Below are 26924 nucleotides of genomic sequence, written 5' to 3' on the forward strand. Positions count from 1 at the left end.
AAATTTATAAGCTGTTAAAATAATTATTACTGTGTTACAGGTTGTTCACCTTCGGGCTGTGTTTCGGGAGTGGTGGTTTCAGGCGCTGTTATCGCGCTGTCGGCATCAAAGCCCATGCTATCGGTTGATGTGGTATCTACCGATATATGCGGCGATGGGCACATGTACTCTTTGGTTATCTTCACCCATGGCTTAGGGAATGCGCCATAGGTATAGCCCGATTTAGGATCGCCATATACTTTCTCCATAAAACGACCGAATATTGGCAGCGCGGTACGCGAGCCTTCGCCGGTTTCTGATGTTTTGAAGTGTACGCTGCGGTCATCGGCGCCTACCCATATACCGGTAACCAAATCTTTGGTGATGCCCATATACCAGCCGTCTACATAGTCGGATGAGGTACCTGTTTTACCACCTATCTGGTTGTTTTTCTTCCATATATCGTACTCCCAAAGGGCTTGTGAAGTACCACCCGGTTCTTCCATACCACCACGGAACATGTACAACATCAGCCAGGCAGTTTCCTCGCTCAATACCCTTTCGGTTTTAAGCGTAAACTCCTGCAATACATTACCTTGCTGATCGGTGATTTTTGTTACCAGCAGCGGGTCTATTTTTTCGCCTTTATTAAGAAAGGTACTGTAAGCCCTTGCCATTTCATAAACCGATACATCGTTTGAACCTAATGATACCGATGGTACCGATTTTAACGGACTTTCTATTCCGCATTTATGCGCGTATTCCACAATTTTATCCCAGCCTACCTTTTCGGTTAGCTGCGCGGTAATAGAGTTTACAGATCGGCCCATGGCCCAGCGTAACGACATTTCTCGGTACGAAAAGTTGAAATCGGCATTGTTGGGCTGCCAAACTTCGTCCTTACCGTTATCCTTATATTTTATGGTGACCGGTTTATCGGTAAATTTATCGCACGGAGTGTAACCGTTATCAAGCGCGGTTAAATAGGCGAACGGTTTAAAGGTTGAACCCGCCTGGCGTCTTGATTGCTTTACGTGATCGTAATTGAAGTACTTATAATCGATACCACCTACCCAAACTTTTATTTTACCGGTGGTTGGTTCAATGGTGATCATCCCCGTATTAAGGATGTGCGCGTAATATTTAATAGAATCGATACTGGAAAAGGTGGTGTCTTTTTCGCCGTTCCAGGTGAATACCTTCATCCTTTTTTTGGTTTTGAAGTAGTTCTGGATCTGTACGGTATCGCCTTTGTATTTCTTTTCTAAAAGCTTGTAAATGGGCAAGCGCTGCTCGTTTTTCAGGATAAAATCTTTTATTTCTTCACCCTTTGAATCTCTCCACGGGTTTTTATCGCCCCAAACGTTATTAAAGCGTTTTTGCAGCGATTTCATTTTTTCAACAACCGCTTCTTCGGCATACTGTTGCAGGCGCGAATCAATGGTGGTATATATCTTCAGGCCGTCTTCGTACAGGTTGTAATCATTATCCTTGCACCATTTATCCAGCCATTTTTCTACCGCGCGACGTATGTACGAGTCGCCATGCGAATCGTTATCCACATAACTTAAATCGAGATTAAGCGGAAGAGTTACATTGCTTTTGTACTGAGCCTCATTAAGATAATTGTTCTTTTTCATTTGCCCCAAAACCACATTCCGGCGTTCAATAGCCCGCTTAGGGTTGCGTATAGGGTTGTATGTAGATGTGGCTTTCAGCATCCCGATCAATGTAGCCGCCTCTGCCGGATTAACCAGGTCGGGCGTTTTATCGAAATATTTAAGCGCCGCTGTTTTTACCCCAAAGGTATTATTACCGAAAGGCACGGTATTGAAATACATGGTAAGTATTTCCTGCTTGCTGTAAATATGCTCAATCTTGAATGCGGTAAGCCATTCTTTAAACTTATAAACCACCGTGCTCAATACCGGGATATATCTTACTACACCCTGCGATTTCTTTTTACGGGTTTTGAAAAGATTTTTAGCCAGTTGCTGTGTAATGGTACTGCCGCCGCGCCTGTCCCCCTTGGCGGTGGAGAGCATACTGCTAAAAAATGATACTACATCAACACCGTTATGTTTGTAAAAACGCTCATCTTCGGTAGCTACAAGGGCATTAATGAGGTTAGGAGATATACTTTTAAAATCGACAGGAGAGCGGTTTTCCTTAAAATACTGCCCTATAAGCTTGCCGTCGGCAGTATAAACTTCTGAGCCAACTGATAGTGTTGGCATTTTAATATCCTGCATATCAGGTGAATAACCGAATAGCCACAGGAAGTTTAGCTCGATAGAGCAAAAAAATATGATTGTGAAGTAAATAAATATAACAAAATAGCGCAGGTATTGGTTTCTTATGCGTCTGAACATGTGGTAAAGATGTAAAAATATGGTGCTAAATCATAGCGGGATAATAAATATTAACAACGTAAAAATATCACGTAAATTTTAGGTTCATATTTTTATCTGCTTATTTTTTAATTATGAAGGATATAAAAAGTAAATTAAAGGTCGATCAAGGTAAAAAATTCAACTTAAAAGACTATGATCCGGCCTACTCGGCCGACCTGAAAAAGGAAGATGCCGAAGGCATACTGCAAGGTTTGGTAGCCGAAATTTCGGAATTGCAAAACCAATTATACGCTGCCAATAAGCAATCGCTGCTGATAATTTTTCAGGCGATGGACGCGGCGGGTAAGGATAGCGCCATTAAGCATACCATGAGTGGCATCAACCCGCAAGGCTGCCAGGTATACAGTTTTAAACAGCCCAGCACCGAAGATTACGACCATGATTTTTTGTGGCGACATTACAAGGCTTTGCCCGAACGCGGCAGGATAGGCATCCATAACCGGTCGCATTACGAAAATGTGCTGGTTGTAAAAGTACACCCCGAATATGTACTGAAGGAGAGTATCCCCGGTATTGATAGCGTAAAGAAGGTAGATAAGGATTTTTGGGCGCAACGTTACGAGAGTATCCGCCAGTTTGAAAAACACCTTACCGCTAATGGTACGGTAATTATCAAATTCTTTTTAAACCTTTCAAAGGAAGAGCAGAAGGAGCGTTTTCTGAAACGGATAGATGACCCTTCAAAGAACTGGAAATTCTCGGCCGCCGATTTGCAAGAGCGCGGATATTGGGATGATTATATGCAGGCCTACGAAAAAGCCATCAGCGAAACATCTACAACAGATTGCCCTTGGTATGTTATCCCGGCAGATAAAAAATGGTTCACCCGTGTAGCGATATCAACCATTGTATTGGATACGCTTAAAGGATTAAAAATGGCCTATCCGGAGTTGTCAGATGATGATAAAACGAGGTTGGATGGTATCAAAACCGAACTGGTTAATAGCAAATAAGAATATAAATAAAGAAAATGTTCAGCCGCTCGCCTCCAGGCGAGTGGCAACTATCCCACGGCCTCCGGCCGTACTCAAATAATGAAAATGCTTTCGGCCGGAGGCCGGGTAATAATGGTCACTCGCCCGGAGGCGGAGCGACTGCGAAATTGTTAATATAAAATCCTTTTACTCTACTGTAATTTCATCCGCAAAAATATACGACGGACTGCCTTTGCTTTCGTGCCACTCTGGTAGTGGGCCATATTGTTTAGCAATCACTTTAATGAAACGGGTACGCAGGTTAATGTCGGCACTGAAATCCTGCGTTTGCGCTTTGGTATCGGTAACATCAACTTTGGTATTAACCGTGCTTACAAGCTTATAATTTTTGCCATCGTTTGATACAAGGTACTGCACATTTTTAGGGAACACAATCCACGAGCCGCTATCCTGCAAAGTACCAAGGCTTACCTTTTTAACTTCTTTAACCTGTCCAAGGTCAAGCACCGCTTCCAAATCCTTACCCTGGTAGCCCTGCCAGTTGCCTATGCGCCAGTTGGCCTTACCACGGATGCCATCTATGAGTGCGATATCGCCTTGTGCGGCATAATTGGGCAGGTAGCGGTTGGTAAGCGTTAGCTTAATATCGCCCCTTATTTTAGTAAAGGTGCCCACATCTACAAAACTTTGTTTGCCATTATTAATAGCGATGGTTTTTACAGTAGTGCTGTTGCTAATGCTGAACGGCTTGGTGTATAGGGTAGAGCTTGCTGTAGGTTCAGTTCCATCTAATGTGTAATATAATTTCGCGAGACTATCGGCACTTGATATGCTGATGCTCATAGGGCTGGTAAAGGTTTGCGATGGCGCGATGATGTACGGGTTAGGAACGATCAGGTTATCGGTAATGGCCGACTTGCCCTTTTCCAGATCCTGCATAAAGATCTTATTAGGTAACCTGCCGGTGAATACTTCAAAATCGCCGCCTTTGTTAATGTCAGTAAAATCAAGATATAGCTTGTTGTAAACCTCTTTGTTGAAGTTCATACCCTGCAAATAGGTATTGGCCCGTGTAATAGCCGCACCGCTGTTACTGATCACAAATTTTTTGCCGTTCTCTAAATTAATGGTGGCTTTTTCAAACTGCGGCAGGCCTATCTGGTATTGCAGCTGACCCGGCGCTATGTTGTAAATACCCAACGCACTCATTACATACCATGCCGACATCTGCCCGCAATCTTCATTCCCGGCCAGGCCGTCAGGCTGATCACTGTATTCTTCATCAAAAATTTTGCTGAGCATGTACTGTGTTTTATGCGGCGAATTGGTGAAGTTGTACAAGTAAGCAATATGATGACTTGGCTCATTGCCATGTGCATACTGACCGATCAAGCCCGTAACATCGGCTTGCTCTCTGCCGCTTAGTTTAGCTTGAGTGGTAAATAATTCATCTAACTGAATTTCAAAATTAAGCTTGCCACCCATGCTTTTCATCAAACCTTCCACATCCTGCGGAACCAAAAATGAGTATTGCCAGGCATTGCCCTCGGTGTAGTTATTGTTGATCTCGGTTGGCTCAAAAGGGTTATACCAGCCGCCATTGGCGCGGGCCTGCATAAAGCTATTTTCGTCGTTGAAATTGTTTTTCCAGTATTGGGCGCGCTGTATGTATTCGGTATAGTCCTGCGGTTTGTTCAGCATTTTGGCCATTTGGGCTATGCACCAATCATCGAAAGCGTATTCTAAAGTTTTAGATACCGACTCATGTTCATCATCGCTAAGTACCACACCATTTTTGCGGTAAACATCAAGCCCGAATTGCGTGCGATTAACGGCGGCTTTCATAGCGGTAAATGCCTTCTCCGCATCAAAATCGCGGATGCCTTTGGCGTACGCGTCAACAATAACCGGAATAGCGTGATTGCCCACCATACAATAAGTTTCGGTACTTGCCAGTGGCCATATCGGCAGCAGGCCGCCCTCATCATACATTGCCAAAAACGATTTGATAAAATCGAGCGTGCGTTTGCGATCGATGATGCTCAACAGCGGGTTTTCGGCACGAAAGGTATCCCACAACGAGAATACGGTATAATAGTTAAAGCCCTGCGCGGTATGAATCTTTTGATCGAGGCCGCGATATTGGCCATCCACATCGTTATAAATATTGGGGGCCAGCATGGTATGGTACAATGCTGAGTAAAATATCACCTGTTTTATCCTCGCCGGGTCGGGTAATTTCTTTTTTGTTTCGGGGCGACCGTATCCATTATATACACCGTTTGATGTTGATGGCTGCATAGGCAGAGGCGGAGCGCCGCCTTCCACCTGTATTTTTGAAAGCTCTACATTCCAGGCGGCTTTAGCGGCTTTTCTTACTTTCGCGAAATCGAAATCGGGCACCTCGGCATCCAGATTTTTCAATGCGCCTTCGGCACTAACGGCAGATATCCCCACTTTGGCAATTACTTCGCCGGGGTTATCAAACTGTATGTACATCTTTATGTTTTTACCCTCGGCCTTGTTTTTGCCTTGCTCAACCTTATCGTTAACGGCTATACCGTAGGTTTTAAATGGTTTGGAGAACTTAGCGTAGAAGTATACATGCTGATCGTTAGCCCATGATTTTGATTTGCGAAAACCACGGATCTCATGGTCGTTAACTACTTCAATCCACGATTCAAGCACCTCGTCGCGGTGTTGCAGGTCGATAATGATATTGGCTTGCGCTGTCTTCGGGAAATCGTACCGGTGTACGCCCACGCGTTGCGTAGCGGTAAGTTCGGCCTCTATATCGTATTTTGAAAGTTCGGTTTTGTAATAGCCGGGAGAGGCTTCTTCATCTTTCTTTTTAAATGGCGAACTGTATTCGGTGTTCTTAAATTTAGGTTCGCCGGTAGTTGGCATAAATAGTACGTCGCAATAATCGGCAATGCCTGTACCGCTTAAGTGCGTGTGCGAAAAACCGTAAACTACGGTATCGGTATAATGGTAACCCGAGCAGCCATCCCAACCGGTTAACCTGGTATCCGGACTAAGCTGTACCATTCCGAAAGGCATTACCGCGCCCGGGTAAGTATGCCCGTGGCCACCTGTACCTATAAACGGGTTAACAAATTGCGTGTAATCTTTCTTTTTTTGGGCCGATGCCGTTACGGAAATGATTAATACCAATGCGCCGGTTAAAACGCCGCGTATTACAGATACCATTGATTGATTTTTAGATTTTTTAATTAACGCAAAATACTACGTTTAGTGTGAATATCTGAAAAAATCCAACAACCTGAACGAAATTTGTATCTGTAAGTAAAAAGGCGTGGCTAATACGCTCAACAAGTGCGCTTTGATTTGTTTGTGCGGATAACTGCCTATTATATTCTTGTACCCAAGCTATCTGTATTAATCTTTGATCTCGAACTTATCGGCATCCTTTAAAAAGGGGAGGGCGCGGCGTGCTTTTTCCAGTTCGTAGGCTATAATGGTGAAGGTGTACACGTCTTCTTCGTCGCGTTTGTAGTATACCACGTTGCCGTTGGGGTCTATGCAGGTTGAATCGCCGGAGTGGTATACCTCGTTGCCATCGTGACCTACACGGTTTACACCTATTACATAACTTTGGTTCTCCACCGCACGCGCGGGGATAAGGGTACGCCAGTGCAAAGCACGGCGCTCGGGCCAGTTAGCCACAATCAGCAGCAGATCATACTCGGCATCTACATTACGCAACCAAACCGGGAAACGGAGATCGTAACATATAACCGGGCAAATTTTCCAGCCGTTAAGTTCAACAATTAATTTTTTTACGCCAGCGGTATACGTTTCGTGTTCTTTACCAAGGGCGAATAAATGGCGTTTATCATAATGCTCATAGCTGCCATCGGGGCGCATCCATATCAGGCGGTTGTAGCATTTGCCGTTTTCGGCAATAATGAGGCTGCCGGTAATTACGCAATCAAATTTTTTGGCGGTGGTGTGCATCCACTCCATGGTTTTGCCGCCCATCGGTTCGGCTAAAGTGGCGGCATTCATGGTGAAGCCGGTATTAAACATTTCGGGCAGGATGATCAGATCAGTTTTTTCGCGGATGCCGGATAACCGGAGGGTTATATTCTGGAGGTTTTTATCAATATTTTCCCAAAATAAATAGCCCTGAAATACTGTGATCTTTAAATTATCCATAAGCGAAATGTTTTTTATAGGTTCGGCAAATAATAGCCTTGTACGTACATACTATGCTTTAGGTTATTAAACCTTCATCAATCTATCAACGGCTTTATCGAGCGTTTCTTGTCTTTTGGCAAAACAAAAACGTAATACATGATGATCAGTACCCTTGCTATAAAACACCGATGTAGGGATAGATGCCACCCCAAATTCTTTAGTTAAACGTATGGCGAAGTCCATGTCTTTCTCGTCGGTAATGTCATTATAAGTTACTGACTGAAAGTATGATCCGTAGCATGGTAATAGCTTGAAACGGGTCTGCTCAAGTCCCTGCCGAAACGAATCTCTCTTTTGCTGAAAAAAGCCCGGCAAGTTCAGATAATTATCTTCATTTTTTAAAAATTCGGCCAACCCATATTGCATAGGTGTATTCACGCTGAACACCAAAAACTGGTGGATCTTGCGGAATTCCTTCATCATATATTCGGGCGCTATGCAGTAACCAACCTTCCAGCCGGTGGTATGAAAAGGCTTACCTAAGGATGCGATGATGAAGCTGCGGTCGCGCAATTCGGGGTAAGCGGCAATGCTGTGGTGGGTTTCACCATCGTATATCAGGTGTTCGTATACCTCATCGCTTAAAATAAAAATATCCTGGTTTTTGATGAGGCTGTATAACTGCTCGATATCCTCCTTATGCAAAATGGTAGAGGTAGGGTTATGCGGCGAGTTAAGGATGATCATTTTTGTACGGTTGGTGATCAGCCTTTTTACCATCTCCCAGTTAATACGATAATCGGGCGGATCAAGCGACAATGATTTTACCACGCCGCCCATCAGTTTAATGGCAGGGGCATAGCTGTCAAAAGCAGGTTCAAAAATAATTACCTCGTCGTTAGGGTTAACTACCGTGCTTATTGCTGTAAATAATGCCTGTGTACCGCCTGCTGTAATAGTGATCTCCGTTTCGGGATTGTATACCGCGCCGTAAAGTTTTTCGGTTTTAATAGCCAGCTGTTCGCGAAGCGACATAACGCCTCCCATTGGCGCATATTGGTTATGACCTTGTTTCATGGCAGCATTAACAAGGTCGGTTAACTCGGCAGAGCACTCATAATCAGGGAAACCCTGCGAAAGATTAATAGCGCCAACCTCATTGGCCAGGGCCGACATGGTAGTGAATATGGTAGTTCCGGTTTGCGGAAGTTTTGATATAAAAGGAATCATCAATGGCTAAAATAAGCGTTTTAATGTTTGAAGGGTGTGATTTGTTGAAAAATATGGTTTGGTAGAGGGTGGGTTTAACTACATAAAGCTATTAACCACAGAGGGCACAGAGGTTTGCACGGAGTTACACAGAGATTTTTTTGAGATTGTTAGGTTTTATAATTGATAATAAAAGAACTTTTCTTTCAAAACAAATACTCTATGTAAACTATTAGCCTTTCTCTGTGTAACTCCGTGCAAACCTCTGTGAACTTTGTGGTAAAAAACAATAGCCATAAAAAACAATAATCATAAATGTCATCACACCGCAATTACCAAATTCTTTCCACTTTCGCTTTTCTTACTTTTATTTACCTTAGTAAAATGATGAAGCCTCTAAAATTTATTAGTGCCCTGTTTATATTAGCAGCTATTGTTTCGTGCCAATCAAAAACCAAAAGCGGCGTGCCCGTTGTAGGTTTTGTAGAGGCTTTTGAAGATGCTACCATATCGCAAGCCAAAACCGGTTTTGTTGACGCCCTTAAAAAGAACGGCTTTAGCGAAGAACAAAAGAACATCAAAATAGAATACAGTAACGCCCAGGGCGATATCCCAATGCTTACGCAGATCGTTAACCATTACGTATCTGAAAATGTCGACCTGTTGGCAACCTCAACTACTTTATCATCGGTAACTGCCGTTCAAAAAACAACCACCATTCCCATCTTCGAAATGGTATCGCCTACGCCGGAGCGTATGAATGTACTTAAAGACGGTAAGGCACCGGTTAACCTGTTCGGTACGGTGGAAGATCTGAACTACATCGATACCTCGTTTTCCATCATCCCAAAACTGCTTAAACCAAAAGGAGCGAAGCTGGTGATCGGGATGATCTATAATCAATCTGAACCACAATCGGCCGACGCTATGCAACGTATTAAGGGCCTGGCAGATAAATTGAATGTTACGCTGATTGCCCTGCCGCTTAATTCATCTGCCGATGCGCAACTGGTAACGCAATCGTTATTGGGTAAAAACATCGACGCGTTTTTCGCCAATCCGGATAATACCGTGTTTGCTGCGTTTGAAACCATTAAAAAGAATTGCGACCAAAAAAACGTGCCCATTTTTACCAGCGAAGCCGGTTTGGTGCAGCGCGGAGCAGTAGCCGCTTTTGGCGCCGATATTTACCAATGGGGATACCAGGCAGGTGAACAGGCTGCTCAATATTTAAAAACACATAAAACCGATGGCCTGAAACCCGAAATGGTGAAGATCAGGAAAAGGGTATACAATCCGGAAATGGTTAAAAAATATAATATCAGCATCCCCTCAAATTTTGAAGCTGTAAAATAAAATGGATTTTTACCTTACCGCGCTTTTACAGGGTTTGTGTTTTTCGGGCATCGCGCTGGGTATTTTCATATCCATGAAAATCTTTAACATTCCGGATATTACTACCGATGGAAGTTATACGCTGGGCGGTGCGGTAACGGGGGTATTGCTCACCCATCATCAACCGGTGTACATTGCCTTGCCTGTTGTACTTTGCGCGGGGGCATTGGCAGGCGCGCTTACGGGCATCATCCATACCAAATTAAAAATAAATGCCCTGCTCGCCGGTATTTTAGTCATGACGGCTTTATACTCCGTTAATTTAACCATAATGGGGCGCTCTAATTTGCCGCTTATTGGTACCTCTACACTGTTCGATCTGCTGCATGTGATCACCGATCCTAATCAAAATACATTTTTAATATTGGCTGTAGTAGTGTTCATTGTGATACTGTTAATAGGTTACCTGCTCAAAACAGATTTCGGGCTTGCTATGCGGGCTACGGGTAACAGTGAAAGCATGATCAGGGCATTAGGTGTAAATACCGACCGCATGAAGATCACCGGGTTGGCACTGGCCAACGCTTTGACCGCGTTGAGTGGTTATTTAATGACGCAGTTTCAGGGCTTTGCCGATATCAATATGGGCATTGGGGTAGTTATAGTAGGTTTAGGCTCGGTAATTATTGCCGAAACATTTATCAACTGGTTAAGCATTACTTCTATATGGGTAAGCCTGGCCCTGGTACTGGCCGGGGCGATAATATTTCAACTGGTGCTGGCTATCACGCTTGATATAGGGGTGGATGCCAACCTCCTGAAAATGGTAACTGCTGTATTTGTTTTATTGATAGTGGGGATACCGCGTTTAACCTTTAAAAGATAACGATGATACAGTTAAGCAACGTAACCAAGGTATTTAATAAAGGTAAACCCGCCGAAATAACGGCGCTCAATAATGTGAGCGTTGAGATTAAAACGGGTGAATTCGTGGTGATAGTAGGGGCTAATGGTTCGGGAAAGAGTACGCTGCTTAATTTGGTAGCGGGCAGCGTTATTGCCGATGAAGGCAGAGTGCTGATTGATGATAACGATGTAACAAAACTTGCAGACCACCATCGCAGTAAATGGATAGCAAGGGTATTTCAAAATCCGCTAAGCGGTACCGCGCCCGATTTGAGTATATTGGATAATTTCAGGCTGGCGGCTATCCGTACCAAAAGTAAAGGCTTATCGATAGGTATTAATGCCGGGTTTAAAAATGAAGTGAGAACCAAAATTGCCACGCTGGGCATGGGGCTCGAAAATAAGATAGAACAACCCATGGGTACCTTATCCGGCGGACAAAGGCAGGCACTTACCTTACTGATGAGCGTTATGGACGATTGCAAGGTGCTTTTACTGGATGAACCTACCGCGGCGCTCGATCCGCGATCTGCCGGGGTGGTGATGCAAACTGCTGATAAACTGGTAAAAGATTTCGCGCTGACCTCAATTTTAATCACCCATAATTTAAAAGATGCCTATAATTATGGAACACGCATTATACAGATGGGCGAGGGGCAGATATTAAAAGACATTCCACAGTCACAAAAATTACAATTAAAGCAAAATGACCTTTTTGATTGGTTTAGTTAGGCTCCCGTAAAAAACTGGCAAAGTTATTGTAAAAGGGTAAGTATGATGAAGACTAACAACTTTGAAACCATATACGACGCTTACCAACTGGTAAACGGTGCAAAAATAAAAGGCAAAAAACAAGACGAAATATTTGAGCTTGGCCATTACGATGCTAACAAACGCGGCTATACCGTGTACCCTTACGAAGAAGGCGTACGCTATAAAGACTTTAGCGTACTGGTATCTGAAAAAGAACTTAAAAACAATTACCTGATAGAAGTGGTAAAAGTAAAAGCCATCAATTCGGGTGTATCGCAGGTTGATGTGATGCAGGATATCAATAGCTTGAGAAGCGCTTAATTACCGCATTTTATTAAACTATTGCTGTCGCGAGTTTAGCATAGCGTAACTCGTGACAGAGCGTGCCGAAAGCTTTCAGCTTTCGTAAACAACAGTATGTATATTGAATTGGTTAAGCTGAAAGCTTAAGCCATATGTTATCCGAGTTACGCTATGTTAAACTCGCGATAGTGTATTAAAAAGAATCATATCTGCCTGTATAACACCTCTTATTTCCCTAAACCATTAATCTGCTGTATCTTAATTTTTGTAATACCGGTACTTTATCGTTACTTTTGCAGCAAAACATACTGCAATGCTACGGATAAACAACTTCTGCAATAAAAATGTGGTGCGGCCTATGGCCTCGCTTCATAAGCAGTGTGCAGCTACGTTACCACTCTTCTCTGTGCCGGTATAGTACAGTATCCTTACCAAAAAACGTACACAATTACTAATTACAATTTTTATTACGGCTTTTAATTTTAAGCCATCATCATAAATTTTTTTATGGACACTTTTTATTCTGTTGATGAAAAATATCTGCAGGCAGTTGACGAGTTAGCTTACGGCGAACGACCAATGGGCTTGCGTTTACTTACCGAGATCATCAATAACGACCCAACTTATGCCAAGGCGCATTACCAGTTGGGTAAAATATATTATTACGAGGTGCACGATTATCAAACCGCCGGTTATCATTTCAAAACTTGTATCGACCTTGAACCTACCTTTCCGAACGCGTATTATCATTACATGCGTTTACTGGTATTTTTAAATATGAAAACCCAGGTAATTAAGGTAAAGGAAAAGGCGCTTACTGTACCGGGTGTTTCCGCTGCTTCAATTTACAAGGTATCGGGTTTATTTCAGGAAAAGAACAAGAACTGGACAGCCGCCCTTGCCGATTACCGAACCGCTTTTATGGAGGTTACCGATAAACAGCAAAAAATTGATATTGAAGAAGCGATTGAACGTGTAAAATCAAAAATTCAACAAAAGCAGTCTTATACTTATGAGGTTATAGAGTAAGGGTTCTCATACTGGATTAAACAAATGCGTCATTGCGAGGAACGAAGCAATCTTTTAACGATACAGGGCCACTCTGTAAGTAGGGGATTGCTTGGTTCCTCGCAATGACGCATTTTTGGTTTAGCTTGTTATTTTCTAATCGCTACTTGCGATTTCGACATAACCTTCTTTATTAATATTTACTTGCGTTATTCAATAACTCAATATCAGCCTCGCTTAAATTAAGCTGTGCTGCTTTCGCAATATCATTGAGCTGTTTGGTGCTCGTGGCACTGGCAATAGGGGCGGTGATGCCCGGCCTTGCAATTACCCAGGCCACGGCTACCGTTGCCGGGTTAACGGCATGGTCTGCCGCTACTTTATCCAGTGCATCCAATATCCTGAAACCGCGCTCATCCAAATATTTCTTTACACCGCCGCCACGCTGGCTCTTGTTCAGATCATCCTGCGAGCGGTATTTGCCGGTTAAGAAACCACTGGCCAGCGAGTAATAGGTAATTACCCCGATGTTGTTTTCGCGGCAAAGCGGCTCCAGTTCGGCTTCGTAACCTGCACGGTCATACAAATTATATTCGGGTTGAAGGCTTTGGTAGGCGGCCAAATTATTTTCGGCACTTACCTGTAAAGCTTCCTTTAAACGATCTGCCGTAAAGTTTGAAGCGCCTATCGCGCGTACTTTACCTTGTTTTATCAGGTCGCTGTAAGTTTCGAGTGTTTCGGTAAGCGGCGTGTCTTTATCATCGTCGTGCGATTGATACAGGTCGATGTAATCGGTTTGCAAACGTTGCAAAGAATCTTCAACGGCTTGTGTAATGTAAGCTCTCGATAGCCCCTTTTTACCTTCGCCCATTGGTTTGCCCACCTTGGTGGCAATGGTAACCTTATCGCGCTTGCCCGATTTTTTTAACCAGTTGCCAATAATGATCTCCGATTCGCCGCCTTTATTGCCGGGTACCCAGTAAGAGTATACATCGGCGGTATCAATCAGGTCGAAACCCGAATCAACAAAGGCGTCCAGCAGCTCAAACGATGTTTTTTCGTCTGCTGTCCAGCCAAAAACATTCCCTCCAAAGGCAAAAGGGTTTACATATAATCCTGAACTTCCAATCTCTCTCTTTGTCATACTTAAAATTAAATGCTTATTGATGTGAATAATTAATTTGCTCGGCCAGTTCGTCTACCCAACCCGAAAAATAAGGTTCGGTACCGGCAACACGCACCCAGCGGCCATCATCATCTTTAGCAATAATTAAATGCAGGGTATTATCAACAGATTTAAATTCGTAGGCGGGCCCATAACCGTCGTACACTGTTTGTTGTACCATGCCATCAATCTGGCTGTCTGATCCGGTGAGTGTTGCTTCAAATATTCCTTCCATAATAATAAGTTTAAGTGTTAAGAACACCAAAAACGCTTATTGTGTTTGCAATGGCAAAGTGCTTTATTGTCTGATATATGTAATAAGAAACCTCGTGTATTAAGTGCATATTAATTATTTATTAAAACTATTAACTGTACTAAGCTGTTCTTTAAAAGTATTCTGAAACCTATTTTAAGCATTATGAAAAAGAGTAAACCGAATTATTTCCAGGTTTCCCAGGGTGTTTGGGGAATGAAAATAACTTTTGTAAACATATATATGATAGCCAACCGCCGCAGCGCGGGTAAAGGTTGGGTATTGGTTGATGCAGGTTTACGGGGTACGGCAAAAAGGATCATCGCCATGGCCGAATCATTATTCGGACCGGGTACCAAACCTGCCGCTATTGTACTTACGCACGGGCATTTCGACCATGTGGGTGCCTTGCAGGAACTTTTAAAATACTGGGATGTGCCTGTATACGCGCATCCGCTGGAAATACCTTATTTAACTGGGGCATCATCATACCCACCGGCTGATCCAACCGTAGGTGGCGGACTGATGGCCCTCATGTCGTGGGCGTATCCTTCAAAACCTATCAACTTAGGCAGCAGGGTGATCCCCATTGATAAATACGATGGTGTGCCCGAACTACCGGAATGGAAAGTGATCCATACTCCCGGCCATACGCCGGGTCATATATCGCTATTTTGGCCGCTGAATACTACGCTGATAGCGGGGGATGCTTTTACTACCACCAAAACCGAATCGGCTATTTATGTGCTTAATTTTATCCGTAAGCTATCCGGTCCACCAAAGTACTTAACTACCGACTGGCACGCTGCCGGTAAATCGGTACGTAAACTGGCTGCCCTGCAACCGCGCATCGCGTCTACTGGGCATGGCGAAGTAATGCGGGGTAAAGAATTGCAAACAGAATTGAGTTATCTGGCCAATAACTTTAAAGAACTGGCGGTGCCGCATCATGGCCGTTATATAAAACGCGCGGCAATGGCCGATGAAACAGGGGTGAAATACGTACCGTCGTATACCGACGATAGCAACATTAAACTAAAGGCCGCCGCTATTGCTGTTGCGGCTACGCTTGCGGGCTTTTTAATAACACGGGTAGTAAATAAGCGACTGGTTTAACACCAATAGCCTATATTTACCGGGTGGAAAATTTAACACCCGACCCGCAGATACTGGTTGACGCGGTACAAACTAAAATGCCTTTCGGTAAGTATAAAGACACGCTGATATCAGATATCCCGATATCATACCTGGAGTGGATGCACAGCAAAGGCTTCCCTCCGGGTAAGCTGGGAATGCTGTTATCAACCGTGTACGAGATAAAAATTAACGGAGTGGATAAGATATTGTTCCAAGTTAAGCAAATGATCAGAAACAGGAAGCAGTAAACGCTCTTCTGTTTACTTAAGGCTGACCATCCGCTGCAATTTCATCTTCGTATATTCAGTTAGTTATATGTCTGTTCAAGGTTTATTGAAAACGACATTGACCATTAAATTTATCAAAGATGAAAAACTGTATATTATATTTAGCGTGCACATTCCTGCTGTTTAGCTGCGTAAACGGTCAAACTAAAAAAGGAGCAGACAAAAATGACTTTGCCGCTGTTCCTGCTGCCAAACCCGGCGAAGAGGTTGCCACTTTTGGCGGAGGCTGTTTTTGGAGCATGAGCGAAGCGCTATCCGAATTAAAAGGAGTGAACAAGGTAGTAGCTGGATTTGCCGGTGGCGCAACTGCCAACCCTACTTATGAAGATGTATGTACCCGTACCACAGGCCACGCCGAAACTGTACAGGTTTATTACGACCCTAAAGTTATCAGTTACGAAACCCTGGCGGAAGGTTTTTTCAGCGCGCACGACCCCACTACATTGAACAGACAAGGCCCTGATGAGGGTACAGATTATCGCTCCATCGCATTTTACCGCACTGCTGCTGAAAAAGCGACACTTGAAAACGTAATTAAAAAGGTGAATGCATCAAAGCATTACAATAATCCAGTAGTTACACAGATGGTGCCCTTCAAAGTATTTTACGCCGCCGAAAATTATCACCAGGGTTATTATAAAGCCAATCAGGGTAGTTTCTACATTCAATCGGTATCAAAACCCAAAGTTGAAAAATTTAGGAAAGCGATGAAGGCGTATTTGAGGTAGGGTGGGAGTCCGAAAGTCGGGAAGACAGGAAGTCCGGAAGACAAAATATATTGCTGGGGAGTCTGAACGTTACTATACAAAGAAGTCCGGAAGCTCAAGGCTTCCGGACTTCTTTGTTATACGAGTTGAGAAAACTTTCCGTCTTCCGGACTTCCCGTCTTCCCATCTTTCGGACTTTCTTTCCCGACTAAAGAATTACTCCCCTCTCTTCAAACCGTATTTTTCGATTTTACTGTAGAGGTGGCTTCTTTGAATATCGATATCGTCGGCGGTTTTTGATACGTTCCAGTTGTTTTTTTCCAGCTTGAACTTAATGTATTCGCGCTCGGCGAAGTCTTTATATTCCTGGAAGTTTTTGAACTGGTTGAAATCTGTTTGGGGCGCGGCTGCTACCACGGCGGCACTTACGCTTACCGGTGCCGATGGATTGGCGAAGGCCCTTACATCGTTATCGGTAATGATCTTATCGCTCAGGATGATCAGTCTTTCTACCATGTTGCGCAGCTCGCGGATATTACCTGTCCACGGCAGTGCTTTAAGGGCATCTAAGGCCGCGTCGGATATTTTTTTAACCGGCATACCGTATTCACCACAAATCTCCTCTAAAAAGCTTTGGGTAAGCAGGCCGATGTCTTCTTTACGATCAACCAGCGGTGGTACATGGATAAGGATAACGCTTAAGCGGTGGTACAAGTCCATACGGAAGTTGCCATCTTCAATCTCCTTTAGCAGGTCTTTGTTAGTCGCGGCTACTACACGTACATCTACCTCAATCTCTTTTTCGCCGCCCACACGGGTAATTTTGCTTTCCTGCAAGGCACGTAATACTTTGGCCTGGGCCGAGTGGCTCATATCGCCAATCTCATCCAAAAACAAAGTACCGCCATTGGCCGATTCAAACTTACCTATCCGTTGTTTTATAGCCGATGTAAACGAACCCTTCTCGTGACCGAACAACTCACTCTCGATCAATTCCGACGGAATAGCCGCGCAGTTTACCTCGATGATAGGGGCGTTTGAGCGGTTTGATTTTTCGTGCAGCCAGCGTGCTACCAGTTCTTTACCGCTACCATTGGCGCCGGTTACCAGCACCCTTGCATCGGTAGGGCCAACGCGATCAATGGTTTCTTTTATTTTTACTATGGCCTGTGAGTTACCCAGTATAGGGCGCACTTTTGATACCTTACGTTTTAAAACCTTGGCTTCAACAACCAAACTTCCCCTGTCGAGGGCGTTACGTACGGTGATGAGCAGGCGGTTAAGATCGGGTGGTTTCGATATAAAATCGAACGCGCCTTTTTTACTGGCTTCAATAGCTGTTTCAACCGTGCCATGGCCGGATATCATGATGAAAGGCAGATCGGGTTTTATCGCCAAACCTCCCTGCAATACCTCCATGCCATCCATGCGGTTCATTTTAATATCGCACAGTACCAGGTCGTAATCGTTATTACGGATCAATTCTAAGCCGTCAATGCCGTTGTCAACATCCTCAACCTGGTAATCTTCATACTCTAATATCTCGCGCAGGGTACTGCGTATTGCCCTCTCATCATCAATTATTAAAATTTTAGCCATGTTTATATTTAGTCAATAAGATATTAAAGTTTACAGTGAATCTAATGTATGATATATGTATACAAAATTAAACACTTTTGGTTTTAAAAAAATAAACCCCCTCCTTATAAAGGGAGAGGGTGTGCAGCAGCAAAGCTGTAAGCCGGGTTCTGTTCCGCCCGTTTTAAGGGGGCGGCTTCTATCATTTATCTGGCCCTGTTATCGCTAACAGGTTCAAGCAACCTACCCATTCCGGCAATACTGTAAACAGTAAAAAGAAGCGAGCAGCTTCACGTCCGGAACCTATTTGGTCTTTCAACTCCTGAGGTTTACCGCGATCCCGGTTACCCGGAAAAGCCGTGAGCTCTTACCTCACGTTTTCACCCTTACCGTAATTAAAAACCACGGCGGTATATTCTCTGTGGCACTTTCTGTCGCCGGCTGCCGGCGCCTTCCCGTTAGGAAGCAGGATGCTCTGTGTTGCCCGGACTTTCCTCCATAAGCAAGCTCATAGCGATAGAACGTTTTGCAAATGCAAAGGTAGGGTTTTATTTGGGAAGTCTGTATAAGTCGGGAAGTCCGGAAGACGGGAAGTCAGGAAGTCGGAAAGGTTAAAGCTGAAAGGCGAAAGCGAAAAGGTAAAAGCGAAACTATCCATTCCAAAACCTTTGTTATTCTACAATAACTTTCGGACTTCCCGACTTACGCGGACTTCCGGACTTTCTATCTTCACAACTACTTACACGCTTTCAAACTCTTCTCCACCTCGTTTAAATTGATCACCCCGGTTTTATTACCGAAGCTGTTACCTACATAGGTTAGCACCTCTGCAATTTCAATGGGGGCAAGGTTGGCGGGGGGCATTTTATTATCAAAGAATTTTCCCGATACATTGATTATTCCACTCAATCCGTTTTGCAGATAGCAGGGTAGCTGCGCCCGGTTTTTAGCGATGAATACGGTATCGGTAAGCGGTGGCATTAGTGTAAGCAGGCCTTCGCCATTTTTACCATGGCAGTTTTGGCAACGGGTTTGATATATCACGCTGCCACTGGTGTAATAACGTTTAAATTCAATTTCGGCATCGCTTTGGCACGATACCACCGCGAAGGCTATAGCCAGGCACAGTAGGCCGATGATCTTGAGCTTTATCATTTGGCTTCGGCCTGTTCAGGTTCGGTACGCAATGTTTTAATATCGGCTATCAACTTCTGCACTTCTTTTTCATCAACACCGGAGTATGAGCCGCGGATGCGTTTTTGCTTATCAACCAATATAAAAAAACCATCATGAATAAATTGCTCCTTGGCATCTTCTTCGGGGCGGGTTACGAGGTAGCTTTCAGATAGTTTGTAGGTTTCATCCTTTTTGCCTTGCAGTAGCCACCAGGTATTGCCTTGTACGTTTAGCTTGTCGGCATACTTTTTCAATACCTTAACGCTATCGTATTTAGGGTCGATACTGTAGGAGATGATCTTAAAATCGTTCAGGTTTTTAAATTCATTGTACACGGCCAGCATGTTACGGTGCATCACCGGACAGATAGACGGGCAACTGGTAAAAAAGAAATCGGCCACATATATTTTACCATCCAGGCTTTTGTTGGTAATACTATCGCCATACTGGTTAATAAACTTAAACGCCGGTATGGTATGGTAAACGGTATCGGTTACTTCCTTGCCGTTCACTGTTTTGGTTACAGGTTCGCGCTCGCCGTATATAGGCAGCTTTTGCGTATCGGCAGTATTAAAAGTACAGGCATTAAACAGCAGCAATGCAATTGCCGCGGTTCCAATTAGCTTTTTCATTTATTTTTTATGAGTTAACAAAAATTTGTTTGAAGCTTCAACAGCGGCCTTTGTTAATGAATCTATCTTAATTATTTGTGCATGCTGATCGTTCAGGTACTTCATGGCTTCATCATGCGATTTGGCTGAATAGTCCGGTTCAAAATGGTGCATCCAGTCGTCCATAGCGCTATCGGCAGCGGTGGCGGTTTTACTTAAATTTAGCGCTATGTCATGGTCTTTAGCCGCCAGGGTAGGTTGTGTAAGCAGGGTATCCAGCTGCATTTTGTTTTTGATAAGCGCGTCCTTATCGGCCATTACCTTATCATGCAATTCTATCACTTTATTGTATACCTCTTTTTCCTGTTGTTTATTATCGGCACAACTAAAAATGGTGAGGCTTAAAAGCGCGGCGGCAAATATTTTTTTCATGGTATATTAAAATTGATCTTGCTGTATAAATATTCGGCTATCATTATCTTGTAAACATAATATAATCGGTACCCGGCAGCGCGGCTGCACCGGCAAATTTGAGGTGCTGACCAACCTGCGCACGGTGGTGTGTGCCGTGGTTAATGATATGCGTTAATATTTGAACCAGTGTATTGGTGAAAGGCATGCCGTTTGAAGTTTGGTACGAAATGGTACCTTGCAGATCTTCATCCGTAAGTGATGCGAGGTGCTCCATCCATAAGGTATAATTGCTGTCTACAATGGCTCCTAATGCATCGGCAGGCCAGTTTTTCGGTTGCAGGTCAACATCATCAGCCTCAATATGCAAACCCTTGCAACGGTAAAGCCATCTTTGCTGGGCTGCCAACAGGTGGGCCATAATTTGTACAGCTCTGTCGGTATGCGGGCTTTTCAGCAGGGTATCAAGTATCAGGTGATTGGCGTACTTGTCGTAATTAAACAGGTGGATGAAATAATCTTTCATTCACCAAAGGTAGGTAACGCATATATAATATAACAGGGCGGGTAAAATTATTACAAACTGCTTAACAATTAAATAATATTAACTGTAGGATAAATACATACGTGTGGAGTAGCTTTATAATAATTAAAAATTGAAGGCTATGAAATTGATCAGCTTATTTTCAAAACTGCTTGGCGGTTTGCGCGAATGGATGGTGTTAAAAAGCATGCGTTCATCGTTTATACACTAAGTATTTATTCTGAAACGCTTTTTAAATACAATTATATTGTACAATTTGGGCTTAACTTTTAGCTCAATTTAATGGAGAACGCTGCGCGTACGTCTGATTTTAATAAACAACTTTTTGGTGATGATTTTGCCTGGGGCGTGTCAACTGCGGCATTCCAGGTAGAAGGTTCGTGCGATATTGACGGCAAAGGGCAGTCGATATGGGATGCTTTTACCGCCAAAAAGGGCAAGGTATTAAATGGCGATAATGCCGACATCGCCTGCGATTTTTATAATAATTACCAGCGGGATATCGACCTGATAAAGGAAATGAATATCCCCAACTTCAGGTTCTCCATCTCGTGGACACGTATTTTACCTGAAGGAACCGGCGCTATCAACCAGGCCGGGATAAATCATTATAACAAAGTTATTGATTATTGCCTGTCACAAGGCGTTGAACCCTGGCTTACCATATACCATTGGGATTTGCCGCAGGTGCTGGAAGCTAAAGGGGGCTGGACAAACCGCGATGTTATAGGCTGGTTCACCAACTTTGCCGAAATATGCGCCCGCAGTTTTGGCGACAGGGTGAAACACTGGATGGTAATGAACGAACCTGCCGTATTTACCGGCGCAGGCTATTTCTTTGGCATCCACGCGCCGGGCAGAAGCGGGATCAAGAATTTTTTACCCGCCATACATCACGTAGTGCTTAGCATTGTGGCAGGGGCAAGGGTGTTGCGAAACCTGTTGCCGCATGCCAATATAGGCACCACCTTTTCATGCTCGCATATCGAGCCACACTCCAACAAGCCACGAGATATAGCCGCGGCCAGAAGAGCCGACGCGCTGATCAATCGTTTATATATTGAGCCTATATTAGGTTTGGGTTACCCTGATGAAGAGATTCCGGTGCTAAAAGGCATCCGCAGGTATTTTTACCCGGGCGATGAAGACGATATGAGTTTCGATTTTGACTTTATCGGCATACAAAATTACACAAGGGAGATTGTGCGTTATTCCTTTTTTACGCCCTACATCAGCGCGCGATTGGTAAAGGCCGAAAACCGGAATGTGCCGCTAACCGATATGCGCTGGGAGGTTTACCCGCAGGCTATATACGAGGTGATTAAAAAGTTTAGCGCCTATCCGCAGATAAAAAATATCCTGATCACCGAAAATGGAGCCGCTTTCCCTGATACGGTTAACGACGGCAGGGTTGACGATGCCAAAAGGGTAGATTATTTGCAAAACCACATAGCACAGGTATTAAAAGCCAAAAATGAAGGCCATAACGTAAACGGCTACTTTGTATGGACTTTAACCGATAATTTTGAATGGGCCGAAGGTTATCATCCACGCTTTGGGTTGATCCATGTCGATTTTAAAACGCAGCAGCGTATAATCAAAGGGTCCGGTCGATGGTATGCCGATTTTCTGAAATAGCTTTTAAACTATTGCAGATTGCTCGGGTTTATTAAGACGTATAAAGAATGTGGTTCCCTGCTTTTCGGCGCTTTTAAGCCATATCTTGCCGTTGTGTTTCTCTACTATTTGCTTGCAAATGGAAAGCCCCAGGCCTGTTGATGTTTCGCCGAATGTACCCGTGCGCCTTGCATCGGTAAAAGAATTGAAAACTTTGTCCTGAATACGCTCGGGTATGCCTATGCCATTATCTTTTATGGCAATTTGTACAAACTTAGGTTGCTCGGTTACCTCAACTATTATTTTGCCCCCAACCGGACTAAACTTTATAGCGTTGCTTAAAATATTGGTGATCATTCGCCAAATTTCCTGCTTGCTGATAAACAGACTGATCTCTTTATCCGGCACAATCAGTTCAATTAACTGTTGTTTGTCTTCGGCTTTAAGGGTAAGTATGGTAACGCAATTTTTAACAATGTCTATAATATCATTAAACTGACCGCTCAATTCCGAATTTTCGAGCTTGCCCGAGTAGATGATCTCCTTGGTGAATTCCAGGGAATTATAAGAGATCTCTTTTATGTAGTTTAAGAACTGCTGGTTCTCTTCAGATATTTCGCCGTTGCTCAATATCATATCGGCTAATGAGATGATGCTGGTAAGCGGGTTCCGCAGATCGTGCGCTACGGCATACAGTGCGCGGTCTTTTTCTTTGCGTTGTTCAGCCGAATTTATCTGTATCTGTATACCCGGAATTTCCTGCTGCACACCATCACCTTTATTGCTAATAAATGTTGCCTCCGGAGTTTGTGCCGAGGCAGTTGCAGCGCGGTCAAACCCCGATTTTTTTAGGTGGGCACGTATCTGTCCGTGAGGTTTTATAAGCGCCGGTGAGCAGAAGATATTCTTATACTGTGCGTACATACGTTTAACTATGTGATAAATGCTTAAAAAGCTAATTTACATAACTACGTAGTAAACACCTAATTGGTTTTGAAAGTTTTTAACAAAAAAGCAATATTTTTGAAATTTATACAACAGTTGACTGCTTTTGCAGCTGAATATAAAATGTGGTACCTGCACCGGGAGTGCTTTCGAACCAAATTTTACCATCGTGTTTTTCTATGATCTGCTTACAGATGGAGAGGCCAAGGCCGAACGATTTTTCGCCTGCTGTTCCGGGTCGTTTGGCATCGGTAAACATGTGGAATACCTGGGTTTTTAAATTATCGGGAATGCCTATGCCTTTGTCTTTTACGGCAACGCACACATCATTATCGTTATCAATTACGGTTACATAAATAACCGAACCAAACGGACTAAACTTGGTAGCATTGCTGATAAGGTTGCTGATCACCCGCCATATTTTTTCGCGGCTGATGAAGAGTTCTTCCGGTGTATCCAGTAATTCGAGTACTATCTTCTGATTTTTTTCGGCGGCTTTAAAGCGCAATAATTCTACACTATTGCTAAGCAAAGCGTTGATTTCTACAAACTCCTTATTCAGTTTACCATTGCTATTGTTGGTGGCCTCCAGTATCTCGTTAATCAGTTCGAGCGAATTGTAGGATGTTTCTTTGATCAGATTGATGAGCTCTTTTTGCTCGTCGGTGTATTCATCATCCATCATGGATGAGGTAAGCGAGGCTATACCACCCAGCGGGTTTCGCAGATCGTGCGCTACGGCACGCATAATGCGGTCTTTCTCACGGTTGTGGCCGTTTAGTTCGGTCAGGGTATCTTCCAGCACGTTGTTCTGCTCGTTAATTTGCTTATTAAGGTTATTAACGGTAAAGAAAGCCTTGCGCGATCGCTTCCAGTTGCGGTAAATAAGCGATATAATAACCGATAGCATTACGGCACATATAATGGCCACATACAAATAGGTTTTTTGCAACTTGTTATTATTACTAAGCGTATTGATCTCGTGTTGCTGCTCGTAATTGGCCAATTGCTGGTTTACATCGCTTTCTTTGAGCGATAAAAGCTTCTTATCTATCGAATCTTTCTGAACGTTGTACACCTGTAAATAGCGCACTGCCTTCTCAAAATCTTTGTTCTTTAAGTAATAATTGGCCAGTAAACGGTTCCAGTCGGCCTCGGCATTTTCATTTTTCAGGGTATCCAGCTGTCGCCGCATTACAGCAAGCAGGCTTTTTAACGAATCTATCTGGTTATTATCCAAATAGAGCTGCCCCAGTTTTACTTCTGTTAGCTGAGCGTCAATATTGTCATTTCCCTTGCGCAGGTTGATGCTGATACTTTTCTTTAGCAAATCGATAGCCTGCTGATGCTTGCCTTGCTTAACTAGTACCTCGGCCATGTTACCATACACTACGCCTAAGCCTATATCCATAAAGTTGGCCTTTTCAGGGTAATTGTGCCCGTAAGCTTTGATATATTCAATAGCACTGGTAAAATAGAACATGGCGCTATCGGGGTTGTTCAGTTTTTTATAACCCAGGCCAATGTTATCCAGTATTTCCTGCCGGCGATAAAAGGCCACAAAGTTTTGCTTACTGCTCGATTGCTTGTAGCTGTCTTTAAAATAGTTTACTGCAAGCTTGTAATGCCCTTGCTTGTACATGATCATACCCATGCGGTAGGTATAATCGGATAGGGCATCGTTGTTAAGGTAGTTTTTACCTACCAGGTAACCCTGATAAAAACACTCGTATGCATCGTTGTAACGCTTAATATCAAACAGTACATCGCCTTTTGAAAAATTAGCTTCGGCAAAGTTTTCGGAGTATTGTTTGGTGGTGACGCTCTTTTTGGCGTATTGCACCATGCTATCGGCATACAGTAAGCCATTTACATTATCGCCTTTAGCTCTTTTGGTAGCCACATAATGCAGGCCGTAAGTTCTGAAGCGGTCGTTTATAGTAGGGTGTGGAATGGTAGCTACGGCAGAATCGAGATACCGCATGCTCTCGTTTATCTTATTATGAAATATGAGTTGCTCGGTATTCTTAAATATTACTTTAAACTCATCTGAGTAATCGCCGTTGTCTGCGGGTTTGTGTGTACATGTTACACTAAACAGCGTTGCTATACAGCAAAGCCATAAAACACGGCTTTTAAGCGAATAGTTCAAATAATCAGAGGAATTAGCCAAGGGTCAATTAACTAATAGATAATCAACAAATATAATATTCTGCACCGTAATCATATTACTTAATATGATTAAATTAATCAAAAAATAACTGTAAATAATACTATTTAAAAGCCTCCTCACCCGTGATGTCGGCTCCTGTGATAAGTAGGTGAATATCATGTGTACCTTCATACGTAATTACCGACTCAAGGTTCATCATATGGCGCATTATTGGGTAATCTCCGGTAATTCCCATGCCGCCAAGTATTTGGCGGGCTTCGCGGGCTATGTTTATGGCCGTTTCCACATTGTTTCGCTTAGCCATGGAGATCTGCGCGGCGGTAGCCCGGTTCTCATTTTTAAGTGTAGCGAGGCGCCAAACCAGTAATTGCCCTTTAGTGATCTCGGTGATCATTTCGGCCAGTTTTTTTTGTTGCAGCTGAAATGCCGCTATAGGTTTGCCGAACTGCTGCCGTTCTTTTGCGTAACGCAGGGCGGTATCGTAGCAGTCCATAGCCGCGCCCAATGCACCCCAGGCAATACCGTAGCGGGCCTGATTAAGACATCCTAACGGACCTTTTAAGCCTGCTGCATTGGGTAACAGGTTTTCTTTGGGTACTTTAACATTATCAAATACCAGTTCGCCGGTGGCCGATGCACGTAACGACCATTTGCCATGTGTTTCAGGCGTGCTGAAACCTTCCAGGCCGCGCTCCACTATTAATCCGCGTATTTTACCGGCTTCATCCTTAGCCCACACAATAGCTATATCGGCAAATGGCGCGTTAGAGATCCACATTTTGGCACCATTGAGCAGATAATGATCGCCGGCATCTTTAAAGTTGGTCGTCATGCTGCCGGGGTTCGATCCATGGTCGGGTTCGGTTAGTCCGAAACAGCCGATCAGCTCGCCGCTTGCCAGTTTAGGCAGGTATTTTAGTTTTTGCTCTTCAGAGCCATAAGCATATATCGGGTACATCACCAATGAGCCTTGTACCGACGCGGTGGAACGTATTCCCGAATCGCCGCGTTCAATTTCCTGCATAATAATGCCATAGGCCATGTAGTCAAGCCCAAGACCGCCATATTCGGCCGGAATAGTAGGGCCGAAGGCGCCAATTTCGGCAAGGCCCTTTAATAATTGTTTCGGAAATTCGGCTCGTTGGGCGTAATCTTCTATAATGGGGCTTACCTCTTTCTTAACCCAGTCGCGCACACTTTGGCGAATAAGTTTATGTTCGTCGGTAAGTAATTCATCTATTAAATAATAATCAGGCGATTCAAAAAGGTCAGTTTTAGCCATGGGGTTTAATATTTGGAATAGTCAAATCTACATAA

The 26924-nt window shown here is 43.6% G+C and carries 24 protein-coding genes and 1 other RNA gene; 10 read left to right on the forward strand and 15 right to left on the reverse strand.

The genetic code is table 11. The features are described from left to right. Window positions 1-26: 26 nt before the first annotated feature. Window positions 27-2351 (reverse strand): penicillin-binding protein 1A, encoded by a 2325-nt coding sequence (locus AC07NA_RS23710; protein ID WP_494900305.1) that lies wholly within the window; start codon window positions 2349-2351, stop codon window positions 27-29. A gap of 113 nt (window positions 2352-2464) precedes the next feature. Between AC07NA_RS23710 and AC07NA_RS23715 the strand changes: the two genes are divergently transcribed. Next, window positions 2465-3346 carry a polyphosphate kinase 2 family protein gene (locus AC07NA_RS23715; protein WP_345212990.1) on the forward strand — a complete coding sequence of 294 codons (882 nt, stop codon included), beginning with the start codon at window positions 2465-2467 and terminating at the stop codon, window positions 3344-3346. Between the two features lie 168 nt (window positions 3347-3514). Here AC07NA_RS23715 and AC07NA_RS23720 read toward each other — a convergent pair whose 3' ends face one another. The 3 genes from AC07NA_RS23720 to AC07NA_RS23730 all read right to left on the reverse strand — a co-directional run bounded on the left by AC07NA_RS23720 (window position 3515) and on the right by AC07NA_RS23730 (window position 8719). Beyond that, on the reverse strand, window positions 3515-6538 hold the full coding sequence (locus AC07NA_RS23720; RefSeq protein ID WP_494900307.1) for a GH92 family glycosyl hydrolase: 3024 nt from the start codon (window positions 6536-6538) through the stop codon (window positions 3515-3517). A 189-nt stretch (window positions 6539-6727) separates the two neighbouring features. Beyond that, window positions 6728-7507 carry an amidohydrolase gene (locus AC07NA_RS23725; RefSeq protein WP_494900309.1) on the reverse strand — a complete coding sequence of 260 codons (780 nt, stop codon included), beginning with the start codon at window positions 7505-7507 and terminating at the stop codon, window positions 6728-6730. 66 nt (window positions 7508-7573) lie between these two features. Next, on the reverse strand, window positions 7574-8719 hold the full coding sequence (locus AC07NA_RS23730) for a methionine aminotransferase (RefSeq protein WP_494900311.1): 1146 nt from the start codon (window positions 8717-8719) through the stop codon (window positions 7574-7576). Window positions 8720-9082: 363 nt separating this feature from the next. Between AC07NA_RS23730 and AC07NA_RS23735 the strand changes: the two genes are divergently transcribed. The 5 genes from AC07NA_RS23735 to AC07NA_RS23755 all read left to right on the forward strand — a co-directional run bounded on the left by AC07NA_RS23735 (window position 9083) and on the right by AC07NA_RS23755 (window position 13024). Further along, window positions 9083-10054: an ABC transporter substrate-binding protein gene (locus AC07NA_RS23735; protein WP_494900313.1), complete on the forward strand. Its 972-nt coding sequence runs from the start codon at window positions 9083-9085 to the stop codon at window positions 10052-10054. Between the two features lies 1 nt (window position 10055). Continuing rightward, window positions 10056-10919 carry an ABC transporter permease gene (locus AC07NA_RS23740; RefSeq protein WP_494900315.1) on the forward strand — a complete coding sequence of 288 codons (864 nt, stop codon included), beginning with the start codon at window positions 10056-10058 and terminating at the stop codon, window positions 10917-10919. Between the two features lie 2 nt (window positions 10920-10921). Beyond that, a complete protein-coding gene (locus AC07NA_RS23745; RefSeq protein ID WP_494900317.1) occupies window positions 10922-11671 on the forward strand; it encodes an ABC transporter ATP-binding protein in 750 nt (249 codons plus the stop codon). A gap of 42 nt (window positions 11672-11713) precedes the next feature. After that, window positions 11714-12013 (forward strand): hypothetical protein, encoded by a 300-nt coding sequence (locus AC07NA_RS23750; protein WP_494900319.1) that lies wholly within the window; start codon window positions 11714-11716, stop codon window positions 12011-12013. Window positions 12014-12502: 489 nt separating this feature from the next. Beyond that, window positions 12503-13024: a tetratricopeptide repeat protein gene (locus AC07NA_RS23755; protein ID WP_494900321.1), complete on the forward strand. Its 522-nt coding sequence runs from the start codon at window positions 12503-12505 to the stop codon at window positions 13022-13024. Between the two features lie 172 nt (window positions 13025-13196). Here AC07NA_RS23755 and AC07NA_RS23760 read toward each other — a convergent pair whose 3' ends face one another. Beyond that, window positions 13197-14147 (reverse strand): aldo/keto reductase, encoded by a 951-nt coding sequence (locus AC07NA_RS23760; RefSeq protein WP_494900323.1) that lies wholly within the window; start codon window positions 14145-14147, stop codon window positions 13197-13199. Between the two features lie 16 nt (window positions 14148-14163). Further along, window positions 14164-14403 (reverse strand): hypothetical protein, encoded by a 240-nt coding sequence (locus AC07NA_RS23765; protein ID WP_345213000.1) that lies wholly within the window; start codon window positions 14401-14403, stop codon window positions 14164-14166. A gap of 183 nt (window positions 14404-14586) precedes the next feature. Between AC07NA_RS23765 and AC07NA_RS23770 the strand changes: the two genes are divergently transcribed. From AC07NA_RS23770 to msrA, 3 genes are all read left to right on the forward strand, one after another. Then, window positions 14587-15537: an MBL fold metallo-hydrolase gene (locus AC07NA_RS23770; RefSeq protein ID WP_345213001.1), complete on the forward strand. Its 951-nt coding sequence runs from the start codon at window positions 14587-14589 to the stop codon at window positions 15535-15537. A gap of 23 nt (window positions 15538-15560) precedes the next feature. Further along, the gene (locus tag AC07NA_RS23775; protein ID WP_494900326.1) at window positions 15561-15806 is read left to right on the forward strand and encodes a DUF3820 family protein; all 246 of its coding nucleotides are present in this window, start codon (window positions 15561-15563) and stop codon (window positions 15804-15806) included. A 119-nt stretch (window positions 15807-15925) separates the two neighbouring features. After that, a complete protein-coding gene (gene msrA / locus AC07NA_RS23780) occupies window positions 15926-16573 on the forward strand; it encodes a peptide-methionine (S)-S-oxide reductase MsrA (protein WP_494900328.1) in 648 nt (215 codons plus the stop codon). A 195-nt stretch (window positions 16574-16768) separates the two neighbouring features. Here msrA and AC07NA_RS23785 read toward each other — a convergent pair whose 3' ends face one another. From AC07NA_RS23785 to AC07NA_RS23810, 6 genes are all read right to left on the reverse strand, one after another. Next, window positions 16769-18151 carry a sigma-54-dependent transcriptional regulator gene (locus AC07NA_RS23785; RefSeq protein ID WP_494900330.1) on the reverse strand — a complete coding sequence of 461 codons (1383 nt, stop codon included), beginning with the start codon at window positions 18149-18151 and terminating at the stop codon, window positions 16769-16771. Between the two features lie 122 nt (window positions 18152-18273). After that, window positions 18274-18663, reverse strand: an RNA gene (rnpB, locus tag AC07NA_RS23790) — RNase P RNA component class A. 202 nt (window positions 18664-18865) lie between these two features. Then, window positions 18866-19285: a c-type cytochrome gene (locus tag AC07NA_RS23795; RefSeq protein ID WP_494900332.1), complete on the reverse strand. Its 420-nt coding sequence runs from the start codon at window positions 19283-19285 to the stop codon at window positions 18866-18868. Next, on the reverse strand, window positions 19282-19938 hold the full coding sequence (locus AC07NA_RS23800) for an SCO family protein (RefSeq protein ID WP_494900334.1): 657 nt from the start codon (window positions 19936-19938) through the stop codon (window positions 19282-19284). The genes AC07NA_RS23795 and AC07NA_RS23800 overlap by 4 nt, the downstream gene beginning before the upstream one ends. Continuing rightward, window positions 19939-20349 carry a hypothetical protein gene (locus AC07NA_RS23805; RefSeq protein WP_494900336.1) on the reverse strand — a complete coding sequence of 137 codons (411 nt, stop codon included), beginning with the start codon at window positions 20347-20349 and terminating at the stop codon, window positions 19939-19941. It abuts the gene before it with no gap. A 43-nt stretch (window positions 20350-20392) separates the two neighbouring features. Then, complete coding sequence (locus AC07NA_RS23810; protein WP_494900337.1) at window positions 20393-20854, reverse strand: DinB family protein; 462 nt, start codon at window positions 20852-20854, stop codon at window positions 20393-20395. Window positions 20855-21154: 300 nt separating this feature from the next. Here AC07NA_RS23810 and AC07NA_RS23815 point away from each other — a divergent pair, with 300 nt between their 5' ends. Continuing rightward, window positions 21155-22510, forward strand: a complete 1356-nt coding sequence (locus tag AC07NA_RS23815; protein ID WP_494900339.1) for a GH1 family beta-glucosidase — start codon at window positions 21155-21157, stop codon at window positions 22508-22510. Between the two features lie 3 nt (window positions 22511-22513). On the opposite strand, the gene AC07NA_RS23820 is transcribed toward AC07NA_RS23815, so the two are convergent. The 3 genes from AC07NA_RS23820 to AC07NA_RS23830 form a co-directional block, all read right to left on the reverse strand. Then, window positions 22514-23413, reverse strand: a complete 900-nt coding sequence (locus AC07NA_RS23820; RefSeq protein WP_494900341.1) for a sensor histidine kinase — start codon at window positions 23411-23413, stop codon at window positions 22514-22516. Window positions 23414-23519: 106 nt separating this feature from the next. Then, a complete protein-coding gene (locus tag AC07NA_RS23825; RefSeq protein WP_494900343.1) occupies window positions 23520-25607 on the reverse strand; it encodes a tetratricopeptide repeat-containing sensor histidine kinase in 2088 nt (695 codons plus the stop codon). A 100-nt stretch (window positions 25608-25707) separates the two neighbouring features. Then, complete coding sequence (locus tag AC07NA_RS23830) at window positions 25708-26889, reverse strand: acyl-CoA dehydrogenase family protein (RefSeq protein ID WP_494900345.1); 1182 nt, start codon at window positions 26887-26889, stop codon at window positions 25708-25710. Window positions 26890-26924: the final 35 nt, after the last annotated feature.

The organism is Mucilaginibacter sp. GW821-FHT07G05 (genome assembly GCF_059418565.1).

Coding starts and splice junctions, on each gene's coding strand:
- AC07NA_RS23765 (WP_345213000.1), bottom strand. CDS start 14,403: ATGGAAGGAATATTTGAAGCAACACTCACCGGATCAGACAGCCAGATT.
- AC07NA_RS23795 (WP_494900332.1), bottom strand. CDS start 19,285: ATGATAAAGCTCAAGATCATCGGCCTACTGTGCCTGGCTATAGCCTTC.
- AC07NA_RS23750 (WP_494900319.1), top strand. CDS start 11,714: ATGATGAAGACTAACAACTTTGAAACCATATACGACGCTTACCAACTG.
- AC07NA_RS23715 (WP_345212990.1), top strand. CDS start 2,465: ATGAAGGATATAAAAAGTAAATTAAAGGTCGATCAAGGTAAAAAATTC.
- AC07NA_RS23785 (WP_494900330.1), bottom strand. CDS start 18,151: ATGGCTAAAATTTTAATAATTGATGATGAGAGGGCAATACGCAGTACC.
- AC07NA_RS23755 (WP_494900321.1), top strand. CDS start 12,503: ATGGACACTTTTTATTCTGTTGATGAAAAATATCTGCAGGCAGTTGAC.
- AC07NA_RS23815 (WP_494900339.1), top strand. CDS start 21,155: ATGGAGAACGCTGCGCGTACGTCTGATTTTAATAAACAACTTTTTGGT.
- AC07NA_RS23800 (WP_494900334.1), bottom strand. CDS start 19,938: ATGAAAAAGCTAATTGGAACCGCGGCAATTGCATTGCTGCTGTTTAAT.
- AC07NA_RS23820 (WP_494900341.1), bottom strand. CDS start 23,413: ATGTACGCACAGTATAAGAATATCTTCTGCTCACCGGCGCTTATAAAA.
- AC07NA_RS23735 (WP_494900313.1), top strand. CDS start 9,083: ATGATGAAGCCTCTAAAATTTATTAGTGCCCTGTTTATATTAGCAGCT.
- AC07NA_RS23770 (WP_345213001.1), top strand. CDS start 14,587: ATGAAAAAGAGTAAACCGAATTATTTCCAGGTTTCCCAGGGTGTTTGG.
- AC07NA_RS23730 (WP_494900311.1), bottom strand. CDS start 8,719: ATGATTCCTTTTATATCAAAACTTCCGCAAACCGGAACTACCATATTC.
- AC07NA_RS23760 (WP_494900323.1), bottom strand. CDS start 14,147: ATGACAAAGAGAGAGATTGGAAGTTCAGGATTATATGTAAACCCTTTT.
- AC07NA_RS23740 (WP_494900315.1), top strand. CDS start 10,056: ATGGATTTTTACCTTACCGCGCTTTTACAGGGTTTGTGTTTTTCGGGC.
- AC07NA_RS23725 (WP_494900309.1), bottom strand. CDS start 7,507: ATGGATAATTTAAAGATCACAGTATTTCAGGGCTATTTATTTTGGGAA.
- msrA (WP_494900328.1), top strand. CDS start 15,926: ATGAAAAACTGTATATTATATTTAGCGTGCACATTCCTGCTGTTTAGC.
- AC07NA_RS23745 (WP_494900317.1), top strand. CDS start 10,922: ATGATACAGTTAAGCAACGTAACCAAGGTATTTAATAAAGGTAAACCC.
- AC07NA_RS23805 (WP_494900336.1), bottom strand. CDS start 20,349: ATGAAAAAAATATTTGCCGCCGCGCTTTTAAGCCTCACCATTTTTAGT.
- AC07NA_RS23710 (WP_494900305.1), bottom strand. CDS start 2,351: ATGTTCAGACGCATAAGAAACCAATACCTGCGCTATTTTGTTATATTT.
- AC07NA_RS23830 (WP_494900345.1), bottom strand. CDS start 26,889: ATGGCTAAAACTGACCTTTTTGAATCGCCTGATTATTATTTAATAGAT.
- AC07NA_RS23810 (WP_494900337.1), bottom strand. CDS start 20,854: ATGAAAGATTATTTCATCCACCTGTTTAATTACGACAAGTACGCCAAT.
- AC07NA_RS23720 (WP_494900307.1), bottom strand. CDS start 6,538: ATGGTATCTGTAATACGCGGCGTTTTAACCGGCGCATTGGTATTAATC.